Here is a 17,068-nt window from a genome sequence, read left to right as displayed (position 1 = left end):
AGTTATTGTTGTTTATTTCCCGCATTGCAACTACCATCAACACAATAAATAGATTGATAAGTATCACGTTTACCGAATAGAGTATAACGATGATCGCGGATTTGTTCATAGAATTTATCACCCAGCCATTTCATACCGGGTAAACCACGATAAATATCGACAAAACCCGCAGTAGGCAACAAACGTCCAATTTCTTCAATGGCGTTACTACCCTGCCAACGTTGTGAAAGATTCTCATCAATTAAAATCATTCCCTGTTCACAATCTTGGGGGGTAATTCCCCATTTATGTAATGTTTGCTGATCTTGCATGGGAACATAATTAAATAGTTTTCCCTGATCTATAGTTTCTAGTAACTGCACTGAATTAACACAAAGATTACACTGACCATCATAAATTACGTAGTATTTCATTTTCCTCTCAGAATCGGTGAATTGTTAACATGACTAATTACTCATTGGGCGGTTTAAATCCCATGTGTTTATATGCTGCTGTCGTGGCAACTCTACCGCGAGGAGTGCGGCTTAAATAACCAATTTGCATTAAATATGGTTCATAAACTTCTTCAATGGTTTGGGTATCTTCTCCAGTGGACGCAGCAATAGTTTCTAATCCTACTGGTCCACCATTAAAGTTTTCAATAATTACAGTTAGCATTTTTCTATCTGTCCAATCTAAACCACAGGGATCTACTTGAAATAGTTGCAAAGCTTCAGCTGCAACAAGTTCTGTAATTTCTCCTGAGAGTTTTACTTCAGCATAATCACGGACTCGCTTTAGTAATCTATTTGCAATTCTGGGAGTTCCTCTGGAACGTTTGGCAATTTCTTTAGCACCCTCTAAATTGACTGGGGTTTTTAATAATTCAGCAGTGCGAAGGACAATTTGACTAAGTTCGTCAATTTCATAAAATCGCAGTTTTTGAATTAAGCCAAAGCGATCGCGCAAAGGTGATGTTAGCGCACCGACACGGGTGGTTGCTCCCACCAAAGTAAACTTAACCAGGGGTATACTTCTAATCCTAGCGCCAGAACCCTTACCGACTGTAATATCTAAGCGATAATCTTCCATTGCTGGATAAAGAATTTCCTCTGTCATCCGCGAAAGCCGATGAATTTCATCAATAAACAGCACATCTCCGGCTTTGAGATTCACTAGTAATCCAACTATATCCCGTGGACGTTCTAAAGCTGGGGCGCTGGTAATTTTGCAATTTACTCCCATTTCTGATGCTAGAATCATCGCCATTGTGGTTTTACCCAAACCTGGCGGACCATATAGCAATAGGTGATCCAGTACTTCAGCCCTAGACTTAGCAGCTTTAATGGCAATATCTAAAACATCCTTTAAGTCTTTTTGGCCAATGTAATCAGCAAATTGCTGGGGTCGAATACTCTCTTCTTGCTTACCTTCTTCATCAATAGCTGCTTCTGGGACTAAAAGATTCTCTTCTGAGGATGCCGTTTTTTGCCCAGAACGTGCTTTTGGTGAGTCCCGCTGCTGCTTTGGTTGTCCGTTGGGTTCTTGTCCGCTTTTTTTGGAGGAGATTATCGCCATAATTCAGCTATTGGGGATTTTAGATTTGAGAATGCGCCCATTGGCTCAAAAATTTTCGGTTGGAAATACGCAAGGCAATTTAGAATTTAAATTCCGGCAATTACCTGGAGAACGAAAGTCATTATGTTATCTAAAAGAATTTTACCTTGCTTGGATGTCAAGGCGGGACGGGTTGTTAAAGGAGTTAACTTTATTGATCTTAAGGATGCAGGTGATCCCGTAGAACTGGCCAAGGTTTATAACGAAGCTGGTGCTGATGAGTTAGTGTTTCTGGATATTACGGCCACTCATGAAGACCGGGATACGATTATTGATGTGGTTTACCGGACTGCTGAACAGGTCTTTATTCCCTTAACTGTGGGTGGTGGTATCCAAACCTTAGAAAATGTTAAAGGTTTGTTAAGAGCAGGGGCTGACAAGGTTAGTATTAATTCTGCGGCAGTCCGCAACCCAGATTTGATTGATCGGGCAAGCGATCGCTTTGGTAATCAGTGCATAGTTGTTGCTATTGATGCTAGGCGCAGAGTTGACCCCACTAATCCAGGTTGGGATGTGTACGTTCGTGGTGGCCGAGAAAATACGGGTAAAGATGCCTTACTGTGGGCGCAAGAAGTTGTAAAGCGGGGGGCAGGTGAATTGTTAGTGACGAGTATGGATGCCGATGGTACTCAAGCCGGTTATGACCTAGAGTTAACGCGAGCGATCGCACAAGCGGTAGAAGTTCCTGTTATTGCTTCTGGTGGCGCTGGCAATTGTGAACATATCCATGAGGCTTTGACAGCAGGTAAAGCCGAAGCAGCATTATTGGCATCTCTGTTACATTTTGGGCAATTAAGCGTCGCCCAAATCAAAAATTATTTGCACGACCGATCCGTTTCCGTGCGATTACCCTGATGAGGAAATTTATAGGAATCAACTACATCTATCCGAGGCTAGACAAAGTTTCCCAAAAGGGTGTTAGTATAAGTTTACAAGTATGAAGTAATATTAAGATATATGTTGATTCCTATTTTAATTTTTGATATAGCACTGGTAGCCTGGTCGCTACACCTGATGGAAAAAGCCGTTGAACACAAAGAATTTTCTTTGATGTTGGCTGGCACATTAGTGGCCGTAGCGGCTGCGGCTATGCTAGTGGTGTATTTCCTGATGGGGCATTGTATGAGCTATTTGCTGCAAGTTTCTTAGCAACTGCTGAGGATGATCAATAAAAGTTCAGATTTAGTAACTAACAACTTGACAAAACGCAAATCATTAAGGCATTATAAAAGATGCAATTATCGGGGTTATAGCTCAGTTGGTAGAGCGCTTGAATGGCATTCAAGAGGTCAGGGGTTCGATTCCCCTTAGCTCCATTTAGAGACTTCCAAATACAAGAATATCCTATCGCTTTTAGGGCAGAGGAGCAGGGAGCAGGGAGCGGGGGGAGAAAAATTAGTTTTGATGTGGTGACATTGGATAATTTATTTTTAGAGAACAATTAAAGTAATCTAAGTTTCCCCCACAGTTTTATGCAGGGGAAACTGAAAAGCAGGGAATTCTATTTACATCCTAAAGACTCACGAGTGTTTACTCCTGTTTTAGAGTTGACACCACTGGCTTTTGTACAGAGTTTTTTCACCTGTGTCATATCTAAAATGGCGTTGGTAAAATCAGCACCAGTGACATCAACATCATCAAAAGTTGAACGTAGCATCATGGCATCTGTAAATACCGCATCACTAAAATCAGAGTTTTTAAACCTTGAGAGATAAGCAATACCTTGACTAAAATCGACTCCATGCAGACTTACACCCTCTAACAAAGCACCGTTAAACACCGCACCCCGTAAATCAGCATTGCTAAAGTTAGTCTTCTCTAACTTCACACTAGTAAACTCAGTTCCGACTAAACTTTGACCAGAATAGTCTTTTCCAGCATATCCCTTGTTAATCAAAGAACTAGTAACACTAGAAGAACTTGCGGCTTGTGCTGATAGGGGAAATAAAAACAGCACCGCAGCTAAAACAAAACTAGCGAATATTTGCCAATACTTAATCATTTTTGCTTAATAAATCTCAACAATTACACTATTAATTATTAAACCGCACCAAGGAGTGCAAAGAGTCTCCTAAATGGGAAACCATCTCGTAGGATATTAGGATATACAGATGTTGAGGTGCGATAAATTCGCTCACCGCACGTATCGCACGCATAACTAACTACCTATGACTAATCAAGAAAGTAACACCGAATCTTTAGCACGAACCCCTTTATATTCAACAGGTGTAGAACTCAAAGCCCGCTTTACTAGCTTTGGTGGTTGGGAAATGCCCGTACAATATAGCGGTATCATCCAAGAACACCAGGCTGTCAGAAACACCGCTGGAATGTTCGATATTTCCCACATGGGTAAATTCACCCTCCAAGGAAAAAACCTGATATCGCAGCTGCAAAATTTAGTTCCCTCCGATTTGAGTCGTCTGCAAACTGGTCAAGCACAATACACAGTCTTATTAAATCCCCAAGGTGGAATTATTGACGATATTATTATTTACTACCAAGGTACAGACAAAACTAATGCGGAAAAGGTAGTAATTATCGTCAATGCCTCAACTACAGATAAAGACAAAAGCTGGATTTTGCAACATCTGGACACTGATACAGTTGAGTTTCAAGACATCTCCCAGGATAAAGTCTTAATTGCAGTTCAGGGACCAACAGCGACTAAGCAGCTGCAATCTTTAGTGACAGCGGACTTATCTCCAATTAAAGCTTTTGGTCATTTAGAAACAGATATCTTCGGAGAACCCGCATTTCTAGCCCGCACAGGCTATACAGGCGAAGATGGCTTTGAAGTTATGGTAGATCCTTCAGTGGGGATAAAATTGTGGCAAAGTTTATATAATGTTGGTATTGTACCTTGTGGGCTTGGTTGTAGAGATACCCTGCGTCTGGAAGCAGCAATGGCGCTTTATGGGCAGGATATAGACGATACCACCACACCCTTAGAGGCCGGTTTAGGGTGGTTAGTACATTTAGATACCAAAGGTGATTTTATTGGACGTACTGTTTTAGCACAGCAAAAAACTCAGGGAGTACAACGTAAACTTGTCGGGTTACAAACCCAAGGACGCAATATCGGCCGTCACGGATACCCAGTATTATCATCGGGGCAAGTAGTAGGAGAAATATCTAGTGGTACTCTTTCACCCACATTAGGCTATCCCATAGCCCTAGCTTATGTTCCCACCCAGTTAGCAACTGTCAAACAGCAGCTAGAAGTGGAAATTCGGGGTAAAGCTTTTCCCACAGTAGTTGTGAAGCGTCCATTTTATCGCTCAAAAAATCGTCTCACTAACTGATAACCTTTGATGTTTTTGAGGAATAATGTATTTTAGGTTACTGTGGTAACACTAATTTTTTAATGTGGAAGAGGAAGTATTATGTCTTTGGAATATCCGCAGGATTTGCGATATCTAGATTCTCATGAATATGCACGGTTAGATGGCGAAATCGCCACCATTGGTATTACTGAGTTTGCCCTAAACCAATTGGGTGATATTGTATTTTTAGATCTACTAGATATTGGTGATGCTGTTTCTAAGGGAGATAGCCTTGGTACTATTGAGTCAGTAAAAGCCGTTGAAGAACTGAATTCACCCGTTTCTGGTACAGTAGTAGAACGCAATCAGGAATTGATTGACTCTCCTGACCAAATAGTAGATGACCCCTATGGTGAAGGGTGGTTCCTGAAACTGCGCGTCAATGACCCAGATGAGGTTTTTGACGATTCCTTGACAGCAGATGAGTATAGTGCTTTGGTAGAAGGCGTGTAAATAATTCAAAATTCACCAAATCTAAAATGTAGAGATGTTTCTGGAAATGTCTTTACATAAGAAGGGAACAGGGAACAAATAAAAAACTTTAGTTCTGAGTTTAAAGCTCATAGGACTTACGCAAGTGTCACACTAAAAATCTGTTGTAGGGTGCTTTACTACTGCATAAATCCTGCAAATAAACAGATTGTTGATGTCTGACGCACCCTACCAATGTGCCAGTTGCGTAAGTCCTGGCTCAGTCAAAAAAAAGGATGTTTTTTTCGTGCTACGCATCTCAAAAAACAGTGTCATTATTTCAATGTCATGTTTTTAAACATGAGTTTTTTCTGTTAAGAGTTGCTTCCTGTTCCCTCTGAAATTTTTACAATTTAGGTTTCTCTTCTGCTAAATTATTTGGGGTTTTAGTCCAAAAGGGTATTGTGAATAGAAATCCGGGTTACGCATTGACAAAGTTTATTAAATATGAATTGTAGATTTGGCGTTGCTCCCATTGCGGGATGATTTGAGAATCTGCATCAATATATAATCACCGCGTCTGGAGTGTCCCCGCGTCCCCGCGTCAGCCTCAATCATCCCCTTATTCAGCAACGCCGTGGATTTTATCTCTTCTATGGTGCGTCAGACCCGATAATTTGCTCAGAATTAATAAAATTATCCCATCTGACGCACCCTACTAATATGTATGCCGGAAATAACTACTTTCAGTTGATACAGATTAGGTAATCGATCTGCTTTCAATAATAATTATTCTGCACATAATCTACTCCCTTTTAGAGAACTGGGGTATCTTGTTATTCACTAAGTAATTGGACAAAAATATTTACAGTCATTGCGAGCGAAGCGAAGCAATCCCAGCCCTTGCGATTGCGTCATTCCACTGCGTTCCATTCGCAATGACATTGTGTAATTAATTCTGTCCTAGTACTTAATAATTGAAGATTGCTTTATCATAAATTCTGTTACACATCACAGAGAGTTAGATGATTAAATTAATTAGTATTTTCCTGAGTTTGTTAATGGTTTTCGGCTGGAGTACACCTGTATCTGCACAATCACAACCCATTACCGAAGAACAGTTACAAGCCGGAGATGAACTAGCAACTAAGGCATTTGCAGCGACAGAGAAAGGTGATTTTGTGACTGCGGAAGCTTATTGGACAGAAATAATTGAAAAATTCCCCAATAATGCTGGAGCATGGAGTAATCGCGGTAATTCTCGTGTGAGTCAGAATAAGTTAGAAGCAGCACTGAAAGATTATAACAAAGCTGTGGAATTAGCACCTAACGTCACTGACCCTTATTTAAATCGGGGGACAGCCTGGGAAGGTTTGGGAAAGTGGGAAGAAGCGATCGCAGACTATAATCATGTTTTAGAACTCGATCCCAATGATACAATGGCATACAACAATCGTGGTAACGCCAAAACAGGATTGGGAAAATGGCAAGATGCGATCGCAGATTATCAAAAAGCTACAGCCATCTCCCCTAATTTTGCCTTTGCTAGAGCTAATTATGCCTTGGCTTTATACGAAACCAATCAAATAGACAAAGCCATCCGAGAAATGCGAAATATAGTCCGTAAATATCCCCAATTTGCCGATATGCGTGCTGCATTAACGGCAGCTTATTGGGTAAGTGGGAAAAAAGGAGAAGCAGAAAGCAACTGGGTAGCAGCTTATGGACTCGATACCCGTTACAAAGATATGAACTGGGTAGCAAATATCCGTCGTTGGCCTCCCAGTATGGTAGCAGCGTTAGATAAGTTCTTGAAATTACAGTAAGGGAATTCCCAAACCAAACATTAATTATCCCATAATGGTAGGTTGCGTTACCTCATTAACGCACCTTTCAATCTCCACAAACTTAAACTTAAAGCCATTTTCCTGAGACTGTTTTTCCTTAGTTACTGTGCCAAAATTGGCAAATTCAGGAAAATAAATATCGCCAAAAAAATTACCTTCAACAATAGTCAAATAAAGCTTATTTGCAAATTTAATAGCCTCAGTATAAATTTGTCCTCCACCCGCGATAAATATCTCTTCCGTTTCACTCATTTTCGTCCATTCAATCGCCGCTTGAAGTGAATCAAAAACAAGACAGCCAGGGGCTTTAAAATTACCATCTCTGGTAACAATTATATTTGTACGATTTGGAAGCGGTGTATTGAAGGTAGAATAAGTTTTGCGCCCCATAATTACAGGATGTCGCCAAGTTTTTTGCTGAAAATGATGTAAATCACTGGGAATATCCCAAGGAATACCCACATGAATATCTTCCTTGCTTGAGTCAGCTAAAATCCGATTTTCGGAAATAGCAGCAATGAGGCTAATTAAAGGCATAATTGACGGTATCCTTATTTTTGAAAAAGCAGTAATACTCTTAATTTTGACTTTTCCTAAAGGTGAACACAGGAATAACAGAAAATCCTTAAAAACCGGAATTTGTATTAGTTGTTAAAACTGGCTCAATTTGCCCTCTTTTCTGGGTAACAATCATTGCTACACCACCACTTGGCGCAGATAGAAAGCCTTTACGAACTGGCTGCACAGGCTGACTGTTAGCCATTTCCATCTGCCAACTAGAGAGTACATTGGCTAACACCAATTTCATTTCAAATAAAGCAAATGCCATCCCAATACAGCGACGATTTCCACCTCCAAAAGGCAAAAACTCATAAGGAGCAAATTGCCGTTCTAAAAAACGTTCTGGTTGAAACTGTTTAGAATTAGGATATAAATCTTCTCGATGATGAGTCAAATAAATAGCAGGAATTAATATATTTCCTGGTTCAAATTGATAACCGCCAATTTCTAAAGGCGATTTTACCAATCTATTTAAACCTAACATTGCTACCGGATACATTCGCAATGTTTCCGAACAAACAGCATTTAAATAAGGTAATCGGAAAACAGCATTGACATCAGGATTTTTACCCAGACTATCTAATTCTTGCCAGAGTTTTTCCCGTACACCTGTTTGAGAATGAATCCAGTATAATGCCCAAGCTAAAGAAGAAGCTGTAGTTTCATGACCTGCTACCAACAAAGTCATCAACTCATCACGTAATTCTACATCACTCATCGGCTCACCAGCCTCATCACGAGCCGCCATCATTAAAGATAAAATATCAGTCCGAGATGGATCTAATTGCGATCTTCTTTCCTGAATTTCAGCATAAATCAAATCATCCATTTCCTGGCGCAAACGCAGGAATTTTCCCCAAGGACTCCAAGCACCTAAATCCCGGCGCAGAAATGGGAAAAACAGCATCATTGCTCGCAAAAAAGGGCTTTTGGGATTAAGAATTTCAATCAGAATTTCTTGCAGTTTTTGATAACGATTCCCTTCTCTGAGACCAAATACAGCCTTCAAAATCACCTGAAAGGATATTTCTTGCATAGATGAAAGAACTGAAAATGGTTGTCCAATTTGCCACTTTCTAGTCACTTTTTCTGTAATTTCAGAGATTAACTCACCATAAGCCAAAATTCTTTCCCCATGAAAAGGGGGTGTGAGTAATTTACGTTCTCTGCGGTGGGGTTTACCATCTAATGCTAATAAAGATTTTTTCCCCAATAAAGGGGCTTGAAAACCTGCGGCTAAACCTGAATCTAAATCTTTAGGATCTGTGGTAAAAATCTGTTGAATAGCTTGGGGCTTACTAATGAAGACTTGCGGTTTAAAAGTCGGTCCAAGACGCAGAGTGTAGATATCTCCATAACTTTTAGCGCATTTTTCGATATATTCCAAGGGATTAGTTAGCCACTTGAATGTCTGTATCCAAGGGTGATCTTGAACTTCATTAGGTAGTTTTACATTAGACATTTTGATAAATTTCCTGTTCTTTGAGTTTACACTTCTAATTTGGGAATCTTCACAGGTGTTAATTCCTGCACATTACTATATACAACCTTTGCACCTGCTTTTATTAACGTCTGAGTATAAGCATCTCGATGCGCTACTGTTTCCTGAACATGGGGTGGTAAAACTCCTACACCTATCCAAGTACGAGAATTATCTAAAACTCTGGCTTTTTCCACAGTGTACATATCTGCTACTGTATCGCCCACATATATGACAGTTTGTCTTCTTTGATCACAGCCATTTTCTAGTAAGCTAATAGTGTCAAAAAGTCCTGTGGGGTCAGGTTTACCGGGTGCGTCTTCCATAGCTATCAAAACAGGAGATTGTAAACCTAAACGTTTTTCTAAGACATAGGTAGCAGAACCGCGAGTAGCACCACTGAAAAATCCCCAACTAATTCCTGCTTGTGTCAATTGTTCTAAATAGCTAGGTTGTAATAACAATGGTTCATTACAAATATAGCCATTCCAATTTTCGGAATCTGTGCCTCGGTAACGAGTTTGAAAATAGGTAACGATAATTTCATAATCTAATTGTAGTTGTTCGCGCTTTTGTCCTTGGGTTTCTAAATAACGGTAAATGAATTCTTGGGAGGCTTCCCAATCGTTATTCCAAATCCCTTCTGATTTCAAATTGTCAATATCTACAGGTGTGGGACGATAAGCCCCGTCGGTAAAATGCTCTACAGTATCTGCTAAAGCGCGGCGATATGAGCCACCGACATCGCGGATTACTCCATCTATATCAAAAACGACGATTGTGTTTGTTTGTTTGGTCATGAAAGCAACTGGAAACTGGAATCTTTATCATATTCCAGGATTGGGACTGTGCTTTCATCCCTAATGTAGAAATTCCTGAATTTGTCATTTTGCTATAGCTTCAATCCCTATTAGGGATTATGTGAAATTGCAATCTGGTACTGGTAACACAGTTGTGCCTACTTCAGCTGTTTCAATCCCTAATAGGGATTATGTGAAATTGCAATTAGAGTAAACCACCTTCAAGATATTACATTTGAAATGTTTCAATCCCTAATAGGGATTATGTGAAATTGCAATGATAAAGAAAGTAATATTAGTCTAAAAGAGATAGCTGTTTCAATCCCTAATAGGGATTATGTGAAATTGCAATTACAGAAACATCTATGCGTCCTTGGGGATATTTGGATCTAGTTTCAATCCCTAATAGGGATTATGTGAAATTGCAATAAGTTTCCGGTGTGACGTATTCGCTGATTTGGTGTTTCAATCCCTAATAGGGATTATGTGAAATTGCAATGTAGATAGTGAGCATCTTGAATGATCATCTGTTCATGTTTCAATCCCTAATAGGGATTATGTGAAATTGCAATAGCAGGAGCCGGAAAGGCTGACTGTATTTGGTTTTCAAGGTTCGATTGCGCGGGTGGTCTAATCATAGTCGATTTCCAGGATCGTGTCAAGATTAAAAATGGCTGAAACCCAGTCTGGATAAGGTGCGCGGGTGATTCAAGCTCAAAAAAGCTGGAAAGTCTTGCTACAAAATGATTTCCGGCTTTTTTGGAGTCACAGGTTTTTCAACACCCACCCCCCCGCGCTATCCGGGAAAAAAATCTAGGCAAAAATCACCCCTCAACCATCATCCATCAACAATTCTCAGTAGTCAATTGGTCAGAGTTTGCGTTAAAATAAGCGTCGGCGTAGACCGCCGCCAGCATCCCTAACGTTAGTAATGTCATAGCCGGATTTTTCCGGGAGGTGTAATTGACCAAGTTCATTTTAAAAATTCTCTGGTTAGACGAAAACGTCGCCCTAGCAGTCGATCAGGTTGTTGGTAAAGGAACCAGTCCCTTAACCAAATACTTTTTCTGGCCCAGAAATGATGCCTGGGAAGAGCTAAAAAAAGAGTTAGAATCCAAACACTGGATTACAGATGTTGATCGCGTCGAGTTGCTAAACAAAGCCACAGAAGTGATTAACTACTGGCAAGAGGAAGGCAGAAACCGTCCAATGGCAGAAGCGCAGTTGAAATTTCCAGAAGTTGCCTTCACTGGTAGCGCCTGATTATTTTAAGTTGGTAATGGGTAATTGGTGATTGGTAATGGGTAATTAAGTCAAATTACCACCAATCACCAGTCCCAAGTCAGCTATGCCACAGTTGGATTGTTTTGTCTTTACTACCACTAGCAATCTGGCACTAAGTGATATCCTCTCTGCGTCTGGAGTGTCTGGAGCGTGAGAAAAAAATCATAAAATTTCTTCACAAAGCAAAGAATCACTCTTCTCAACCGTAGCATTAGTATGACCTGCCAAACTATTAACTAGAGTACCGTCTGGTTGCCAAAGCCGAATAATTTTGTCTTCTCCAGTAGATGCCAGCAAGTTGCCAGTAGGATTCCAAACAACATCAGAGACATCAGTGGTACGGGTTTTAATGGTGCGTAACTTAATGCCGTTGGTATTAAAGAGTTTGATGGTTTTGTCTGTTCCCGTCACAGTCACAATTGTCCCCGCAGGATTAAAGGCGACTTTACGAACTGTGCCTATGGAAGTGTAGAGAGTGTGTTGAAAGATATTTTGGGTTTTCCAGAGACGAGTTATGTTTTCTGCCCCTGCTGAGGCAATATAACTGCCATCAGGACTAAAAGCCATGCCCCATATTGCGGCGTTATGTCCTCTGAGGGTGGTGATTAAGCTACCATCTCGATTCCAGAGTTTAATCGTTTTATCCCAACTAGCGGTCGCAAAGGTTTTACCATTAGGGCTGAAGGCTAACCGCTAAATGGTAGCGTCATGACCACTAGATATGGTCTGCAACATTTTACCTTCTCGATTCCAGAGTTTGATATTGGCATCAGCACCGCCGGAAATCAGCAGATTACCATCGGGACTATAGGCCACTGCCTGGACGGGGGCATTATGTCCTGCTAAAATCATTTTTAATGTACCGTTGCGATTCCAGAGTTTAATGCGGTTATCGGCACAAGCTGCGGCTATGGTTTGACCATCTGGACTAAAGGTAATATCTCTAATTCCTGTGGTTTCTGACTGAATTTTGTGTAATAATTAACCTTCTCGACTCCAGATTTGCAAAGTGCCAATTCCCGCAGAGATGATGGTGGAACTATCGGGACTAAAGGCCAGATTCCAAATTCCGGCTGTTTTAGTGGGGATGGTTTTGAGGAATGTGCCGTCTGATTTCCACAGTTTGATGGTGGTGTCATCGCCACCAGAGGCGATAATTTGGCCATCTGGGCTAAATTTAACGGCTCGCACTATTGATTGATGTCCTGTTAAGGTTTTGAGGAATGTACCATCTGGTTTCCACAGTTTGATGGTTTTATCTACACTGGCTGTGGCAATTTGCTGGCCGTCGGGGCTAATGTGAACGGCTAAAACTGCTGCTGTGTGTCCATTTAGACGGTTATGCTCTTGAATACTCAATACTACTCTTTGCAGGGCAGAATCTACTTGTGCTTGAAGTTGGGTATCTGCATTTTTGAGATGCTGGAGACGCTGTTTGCCTTTAATTGCTTGGAGGAGGGCATCAAAGCCTTTATTAGAGGCAAATAGAGCTTCTGAGGAAAGAGCGATCGCACGCACTTCACTAATTGCGGTTTGCTGATATTGTTGATATGCTACCAGTCCCAGTGCGATCGCTATCACCATCACTAGGCTGACAATTCCTAACAGGACTCTTTGTACTCTGAGATTCCGCCGTTGTTCTACAGAACGCCGTTGTTCTAATTCAAGTCTGGCTTCTACTTCCTGTAATCGTTCTGCTTCTAAGGTTTTCTGGACTTCTTGACGTTCTAGTTCTTGACTAGCAGCCAGAAAGCGATAGTCTAAATCACTTAAACTTTTACCCTGTGTCCAAGTCAACACTTCCCGCAAAGCTTTTCCCCGTAATAACCAAGATTCATCTATGTATCCTGATGCTGTCCAAGTATTGATAGCTTGAGAATAAGGACGTAAATTAGCTAGTTGTTTACCAACCCAATCTAAGTTAAAAATATGTTGATAAATAGGATTTTTGACTTGGAGAATCCCTCCCCGTTTTTCTACCAATCCTGTTAATATTAATTCTGTTTGTTCTGGACTATCATCGGCGAAAATGCCAGCAGGTTGGGTATCACAGGGACTTCGCAACAGAATTTGTTGATATATTCCCAGCAATCTCCAAATGCGTTGTTCACTATAAAGCAAGCGATCGCGTATAGTCTTTAAATGCTCTGGTTCATCTTGGCTTTCCCAATTTTCGAGTATGTAAGTTTCGACAAGGTGATCAACATCAATTTTATTACTAACAAGATTACACAATTTTTGTGTTAAAAATGGTTGTCCTCCTGTCCAATCAAGAATTCTTTTTAGGGTAGATTGGGAATCAGAAACAACTCCTATCAATCCTGTTAATAGGGGAGTCGCTTCCTTAAATTGAAAGCCGCGTAATTCAATAGCTTTTCCGACATTGAAGGGAGTACGAGTAGCATCAGAAATCAAATCTGCGGGAGTGGCGACACCAAATAAAGCAAACGTCAGCCGTTGATATTCCGGTTGTTCGGCTCGTCGATTATAGCAAGCACGAATCAGCGCAAAAAAATCATCGGTGGAAAATTTCAGACTCAGAACACTATCAATTTCATCAATAAAAATAACAATAGGTGTAGAAACTTGTGGTAAGAGAATAGAATCAAAAAAATCACTAACTCGATTCACAAAAGAAAGATGAGAACGTTGTTGCCACCAATTCAGTAAACTAATATTTAACTTAAATGTTTTCACCAAAAGTCCAAGCATTGAAGCATACCACTGTTCTGGTGTTACCTCTCTTGTGCCAATGGACGTAATATCAATTACACCACATTGAATTCCCTCAGCTTGTAATCGGTGAGTTATCTGAACTCGCAAGCTAGATTTACCCATTTGTCGAGCATTAAACACATAACAAAACTCACTAGCCAACAATCCTTGAAATAGTAAATCATCTGCTTCCCTACAAACATAAGTAGAAGCATTGAAAGGCAAACTTCCACCTACTTGATAAGATGAATTAGGGCTAGAATAGGTAAGCATATTATATTCTATTTATTCTATTCTTCCAGCTTTAAAAATCTGGTCAGCAGTTAAATTCAATTCAGGAAATGTGGGTGAAATAATCGGCTCATGACCTCGAAATTGATTAACTTGATATTCACCTTCTACTAAATAGTAAATAGAAATAGTTGGTTGTTTTGGATTACCAATATATCGTCTACCACCTAAACCTAAATAATCAATAATCCAATATTCAGGAATGCCAAAAGTTTCATAGTCAACAAGTTTATGTCCATAATCATCTCTCCAGTTAGTGCTAACCCTTACGGGTTCGTCAGTTGCTTCAACGCGGGAAACCCGCGCAACGCACTGACTCACAACTTCAATGACTAAAGGAACAGATTCGGCTTGAGTAACAGTTGATGATTTTTTCCAAAGTGGTTCAGCGGAAAGATTTTTTTGATTGATCACTACCACATCAGGTGAATAAGCAGAATCTCTATCATCAATCTTAATTAATGCTTGCTTGGGAATAATATAACCCACATTCCGCACTTCAATTTGTAGTACAAATACAAGTATCATAAGCAGCATAGAGGCTTAAATACAAATACGCAACTAAGAAAGTAAAAATATAGACTTTAATTGCCATTGGACTACTAAAGAGAAATTCATAGGGCATTGAGAATAAATTCAGGAAAAAATGAGAGAATGAAACTGAATTACCAAAAAATGCCTTCATAATATGAATTACCAAAAAGAAGAAATTGAGAGTAAAAACATAGATCACTTAGGAATAATCGCAGGAATAATAGATGAAATAGGAATAGTAGAAAAAATCAACGAGATATTTTCAATAGATATCAGAGAAAAAGTAAATACAGGAGAAGTAGTCAAAGCAATTATTCTCAACGGACTAGGCTTTGTATCAAGACCACTATATTTATTTCCAGATTTCTTTAAAGATAAAGCTGTAGAACATCTAATAGGAGATGGGATAAAAGCAGAAGATTTAAACGACGATAAAATAGGTAGAGTCATGGATAAACTCTATAAATATGGATTAACTAAACTATTCTTAATCATTGCCTTAGAAGTAGTAAAGAAATATGGAATAGACACAAAATATTCCCATTTAGACTCAAGCTCATTACATTTACACGGGGAATATAAGAATTGCCTAAATAATCTAGAGAAAGAACTAGGAATAAATAGAGAACATCCAATTATAATCACACAAGGATATTCGCGTGACCATCGTCCAGACTTAAAACAATGTATATTAGATTTAATAGTAAGTAGTGATGGGGATATACCATTATTTTTTAGAGGAGCATCAGGAAACGAATCAGATAAAGCAGTATTCGCTCACATCTTAGTAGAATATTCTAAACAAATAGATTTTGAAAGTATCATGGTGGCGGACAGTGCATTATATAGCGAAAGTAATTTAACATTAATGTCAAACATGAAATGGATAAGTCGAGTACCATTATCCATTAAAAAAGCAAGAAATTTAGTGAAAGCCTCCATCAATAATGACATGAAAGCCTGTAAAATACAGGGTTATAGTTATCTGGAAGAGAAAGTATCTTATGGAGGAATAGAGCAAAGATGGTTATTAGTAGAAAGTGTAGAGAGAAAAAAAGCAGACTTAAATAAACTAGACAAAAAAATCCAAGAAGAGTTATTAAAAGCTAACAAACTAGTAGATAAATTAGAACAGGAAGAATTTGCTGATAAATCTTTAGCCGAATTGAAAATCAAAGAAATAACAACCAAATTAAAATATCATCAAATATGCGAGCGGGAAATTACTGAAACCAATAAAGGGAAAACAACAGTTTATAGAGTGAAATGTAAATTAAGAGAAAATCAGGAGTTAATTACACAACAACAAAACTCGTGTGGCAGATTTATTTTAGCCACCAATATTCTGGATACTATTGAGTTAGAGTCAGAAGAAATCCTCAAAATATATAAAGAACAACAATCTACAGAAAGAGGATTTAGATTTATCAAAGACCCGTTATTTTTCGCGGATAGTCTGTTTGTCAAAAATCCTGAAAGAGTAGAGACAATGATGATGTTAATGGCATTATGTCTTTTGGTTTATAATTTAGGACAAAAACAATTAAGAATGTCATTGAAGGCACAAAAAGCCACAGTGAAAAATCAACTGAATAAACCCACAGAATCTCCCACATTAAGATGGATATTTCAATGTTTTCAAGGGATTCATCTTTTGATGATACAAGGATTTCAACGAATTCTTAACTTAACAGAGTCGCATCATCATATCTTGCAATTCCTACCTACTGCTTGTCAAAAATATTATTTATTATCTTAGTTTTTTCTCTGGTTTTACGATTTCATTGGTTATCTTTTTGATAACTGATTGCACACCTTAAATTAAATATTATTGTTGAAATAGCTTTTAAACACCTTCTAAAGCTCAACTTTGTGTGTTCATAATTTTATTTTACATTGATACGTAATTGTTCAAACCATAAGTTTTAATTGACCGTCAATGTAGTTAAATTATGCTACTTTTTGAAGTGCGGAATGTGGGATATAAGGAAGTTTTAATCGTTTGTATTCTACGGTTATTTCACCGGCGGCAAACCCGTTAATTTCCTCATGATCTCCTAATGGCTGCATTTCAACAATTACCCCTTCATGTAGTTCATAGTTGCCGACTTCTGGTTTCCATTCCAGAAATTCGTCAAAAGTTATTGTTTTGGTTTCTGGTAAAGCTTGTAACATGGGCTTTGTTGTTTTTGTTTCTCTTATTCAAAGTGACAGTAGAGTTGG

General features: G+C 39.1%; 16 protein-coding genes, 1 tRNA gene, 1 pseudogene and 1 CRISPR repeat array. Of the genes and pseudogenes, 8 read left to right on the top strand and 10 right to left on the bottom strand.

Going from position 1 to position 17,068, the window contains the following annotated elements:
* Positions 1 to 2: 2 nt before the first annotated feature.
* Together ANA7108_RS0102310 and ruvB are read right to left on the bottom strand one after the other, a co-directional pair.
* A complete protein-coding gene (locus ANA7108_RS0102310) occupies positions 3 to 413 on the bottom strand; it encodes a thiol-disulfide oxidoreductase DCC family protein (RefSeq protein ID WP_016949145.1) in 411 nt (136 codons plus the stop codon).
* Positions 414 to 450: 37 nt separating this feature from the next.
* Complete coding sequence (gene ruvB, locus ANA7108_RS0102305; protein ID WP_016949144.1) at positions 451 to 1,557, bottom strand: Holliday junction branch migration DNA helicase RuvB; 1,107 nt, start codon at positions 1,555 to 1,557, stop codon at positions 451 to 453.
* A gap of 123 nt (positions 1,558 to 1,680) precedes the next feature.
* On the opposite strand from ruvB, the gene hisF reads away from it, so the two are divergent.
* From hisF to ANA7108_RS0102290, 3 genes are all read left to right on the top strand, one after another.
* The gene (gene hisF, locus ANA7108_RS0102300) at positions 1,681 to 2,451 is read left to right on the top strand and encodes an imidazole glycerol phosphate synthase subunit HisF (protein WP_016949143.1); all 771 of its coding nucleotides are present in this window, start codon (positions 1,681 to 1,683) and stop codon (positions 2,449 to 2,451) included.
* A 102-nt stretch (positions 2,452 to 2,553) separates the two neighbouring features.
* Positions 2,554 to 2,745, top strand: coding sequence for a hypothetical protein (locus ANA7108_RS0102295; RefSeq protein ID WP_016949142.1), 192 nt, complete (start codon positions 2,554 to 2,556; stop codon positions 2,743 to 2,745).
* 94 nt (positions 2,746 to 2,839) lie between these two features.
* A tRNA-Ala gene (locus ANA7108_RS0102290) sits at positions 2,840 to 2,912 on the top strand.
* A gap of 185 nt (positions 2,913 to 3,097) precedes the next feature.
* On the opposite strand, the gene ANA7108_RS0102285 is transcribed toward ANA7108_RS0102290, so the two are convergent.
* Positions 3,098 to 3,595 (bottom strand): pentapeptide repeat-containing protein, encoded by a 498-nt coding sequence (locus ANA7108_RS0102285; protein ID WP_026103941.1) that lies wholly within the window; start codon positions 3,593 to 3,595, stop codon positions 3,098 to 3,100.
* A gap of 169 nt (positions 3,596 to 3,764) precedes the next feature.
* Between ANA7108_RS0102285 and gcvT the strand changes: the two genes are divergently transcribed.
* The 3 genes from gcvT to ANA7108_RS0102270 all read left to right on the top strand — a co-directional run bounded on the left by gcvT (position 3,765) and on the right by ANA7108_RS0102270 (position 7,159).
* On the top strand, positions 3,765 to 4,901 hold the full coding sequence (gcvT, locus tag ANA7108_RS0102280; RefSeq protein WP_016949140.1) for a glycine cleavage system aminomethyltransferase GcvT: 1,137 nt from the start codon (positions 3,765 to 3,767) through the stop codon (positions 4,899 to 4,901).
* A 78-nt stretch (positions 4,902 to 4,979) separates the two neighbouring features.
* Positions 4,980 to 5,375 carry a glycine cleavage system protein GcvH gene (gene gcvH / locus ANA7108_RS0102275; protein ID WP_192815419.1) on the top strand — a complete coding sequence of 132 codons (396 nt, stop codon included), beginning with the start codon at positions 4,980 to 4,982 and terminating at the stop codon, positions 5,373 to 5,375.
* A gap of 983 nt (positions 5,376 to 6,358) precedes the next feature.
* On the top strand, positions 6,359 to 7,159 hold the full coding sequence (locus tag ANA7108_RS0102270) for a tetratricopeptide repeat protein (protein ID WP_016949138.1): 801 nt from the start codon (positions 6,359 to 6,361) through the stop codon (positions 7,157 to 7,159).
* Positions 7,160 to 7,183: 24 nt separating this feature from the next.
* On the opposite strand, the gene ANA7108_RS26685 is transcribed toward ANA7108_RS0102270, so the two are convergent.
* The 3 genes from ANA7108_RS26685 to ANA7108_RS0102255 form a co-directional block, all read right to left on the bottom strand.
* Positions 7,184 to 7,717: a dihydrofolate reductase gene (locus tag ANA7108_RS26685; RefSeq protein ID WP_016949137.1), complete on the bottom strand. Its 534-nt coding sequence runs from the start codon at positions 7,715 to 7,717 to the stop codon at positions 7,184 to 7,186.
* Positions 7,718 to 7,805: 88 nt separating this feature from the next.
* Positions 7,806 to 9,203 (bottom strand): cytochrome P450, encoded by a 1,398-nt coding sequence (locus ANA7108_RS0102260; RefSeq protein ID WP_016949136.1) that lies wholly within the window; start codon positions 9,201 to 9,203, stop codon positions 7,806 to 7,808.
* Between the two features lie 26 nt (positions 9,204 to 9,229).
* Positions 9,230 to 10,021, bottom strand: coding sequence for a TIGR01548 family HAD-type hydrolase (locus tag ANA7108_RS0102255; protein ID WP_016949135.1), 792 nt, complete (start codon positions 10,019 to 10,021; stop codon positions 9,230 to 9,232).
* A 97-nt stretch (positions 10,022 to 10,118) separates the two neighbouring features.
* Positions 10,119 to 10,593: a CRISPR direct-repeat array (repeat unit 37 nt; unit sequence GTTTCAATCCCTAATAGGGATTATGTGAAATTGCAAT).
* Positions 10,594 to 10,984: 391 nt separating this feature from the next.
* Here ANA7108_RS0102255 and ANA7108_RS0102250 point away from each other — a divergent pair.
* Complete coding sequence (locus ANA7108_RS0102250; protein ID WP_013190996.1) at positions 10,985 to 11,284, top strand: 30S ribosomal protein PSRP-3; 300 nt, start codon at positions 10,985 to 10,987, stop codon at positions 11,282 to 11,284.
* Positions 11,285 to 11,467: 183 nt separating this feature from the next.
* Here ANA7108_RS0102250 and ANA7108_RS31315 read toward each other — a convergent pair.
* The 3 genes and pseudogenes from ANA7108_RS31315 to ANA7108_RS0102240 form a co-directional block, all read right to left on the bottom strand.
* Positions 11,468 to 12,274, bottom strand: a pseudogene (locus ANA7108_RS31315) (WD40 repeat domain-containing protein).
* 12 nt (positions 12,275 to 12,286) lie between these two features.
* Entirely contained in the window at positions 12,287 to 14,293 is a 2,007-nt protein-coding gene (locus tag ANA7108_RS26675; protein ID WP_016949132.1) for an AAA-like domain-containing protein, read from the bottom strand.
* Positions 14,294 to 14,305: 12 nt separating this feature from the next.
* Entirely contained in the window at positions 14,306 to 14,839 is a 534-nt protein-coding gene (locus ANA7108_RS0102240) for a Uma2 family endonuclease (RefSeq protein WP_016949131.1), read from the bottom strand.
* Between the two features lie 160 nt (positions 14,840 to 14,999).
* On the opposite strand from ANA7108_RS0102240, the gene ANA7108_RS0102235 reads away from it, so the two are divergent.
* Positions 15,000 to 16,604: an IS1634 family transposase gene (locus tag ANA7108_RS0102235; protein ID WP_016948903.1), complete on the top strand. Its 1,605-nt coding sequence runs from the start codon at positions 15,000 to 15,002 to the stop codon at positions 16,602 to 16,604.
* Between the two features lie 191 nt (positions 16,605 to 16,795).
* Here the strand turns inward: ANA7108_RS0102235 and ANA7108_RS0102230 are convergent, their stop codons facing one another.
* Positions 16,796 to 17,020: a Uma2 family endonuclease gene (locus ANA7108_RS0102230; RefSeq protein WP_016949130.1), complete on the bottom strand. Its 225-nt coding sequence runs from the start codon at positions 17,018 to 17,020 to the stop codon at positions 16,796 to 16,798.
* Positions 17,021 to 17,068 lie beyond the last annotated feature (48 nt).

It is taken from the genome of Anabaena sp. PCC 7108, assembly GCF_000332135.1.
In the GTDB taxonomy this organism is placed as follows: Bacteria; Cyanobacteriota; Cyanobacteriia; order Cyanobacteriales; family Nostocaceae; genus Anabaena.
Note: the sequence above shows the minus strand (reverse complement) of the source record. Positions and strands in the feature narration are given on the sequence as shown.

Excerpts from the sequence above, each read along its gene's own strand:
- ANA7108_RS0102310 (WP_016949145.1), bottom strand. The coding sequence starts at position 413 with ATGAAATACTACGTAATTTATGATGGTCAGTGTAATCTTTGTGTTAAT.
- ruvB (WP_016949144.1), bottom strand. The coding sequence starts at position 1,557 with ATGGCGATAATCTCCTCCAAAAAAAGCGGACAAGAACCCAACGGACAA.
- hisF (WP_016949143.1), top strand. The coding sequence starts at position 1,681 with ATGTTATCTAAAAGAATTTTACCTTGCTTGGATGTCAAGGCGGGACGG.
- ANA7108_RS0102295 (WP_016949142.1), top strand. The coding sequence starts at position 2,554 with ATGTTGATTCCTATTTTAATTTTTGATATAGCACTGGTAGCCTGGTCG.
- gcvT (WP_016949140.1), top strand. The coding sequence starts at position 3,765 with ATGACTAATCAAGAAAGTAACACCGAATCTTTAGCACGAACCCCTTTA.
- ANA7108_RS0102270 (WP_016949138.1), top strand. The coding sequence starts at position 6,359 with ATGATTAAATTAATTAGTATTTTCCTGAGTTTGTTAATGGTTTTCGGC.
- ANA7108_RS26685 (WP_016949137.1), bottom strand. The coding sequence starts at position 7,717 with ATGCCTTTAATTAGCCTCATTGCTGCTATTTCCGAAAATCGGATTTTA.
- ANA7108_RS0102260 (WP_016949136.1), bottom strand. The coding sequence starts at position 9,203 with ATGTCTAATGTAAAACTACCTAATGAAGTTCAAGATCACCCTTGGATA.
- ANA7108_RS0102255 (WP_016949135.1), bottom strand. The coding sequence starts at position 10,021 with ATGACCAAACAAACAAACACAATCGTCGTTTTTGATATAGATGGAGTA.
- ANA7108_RS26675 (WP_016949132.1), bottom strand. The coding sequence starts at position 14,293 with ATGCTTACCTATTCTAGCCCTAATTCATCTTATCAAGTAGGTGGAAGT.
- ANA7108_RS0102240 (WP_016949131.1), bottom strand. The coding sequence starts at position 14,839 with ATGATACTTGTATTTGTACTACAAATTGAAGTGCGGAATGTGGGTTAT.
- ANA7108_RS0102235 (WP_016948903.1), top strand. The coding sequence starts at position 15,000 with ATGAATTACCAAAAAGAAGAAATTGAGAGTAAAAACATAGATCACTTA.
- ANA7108_RS0102230 (WP_016949130.1), bottom strand. The coding sequence starts at position 17,020 with ATGTTACAAGCTTTACCAGAAACCAAAACAATAACTTTTGACGAATTT.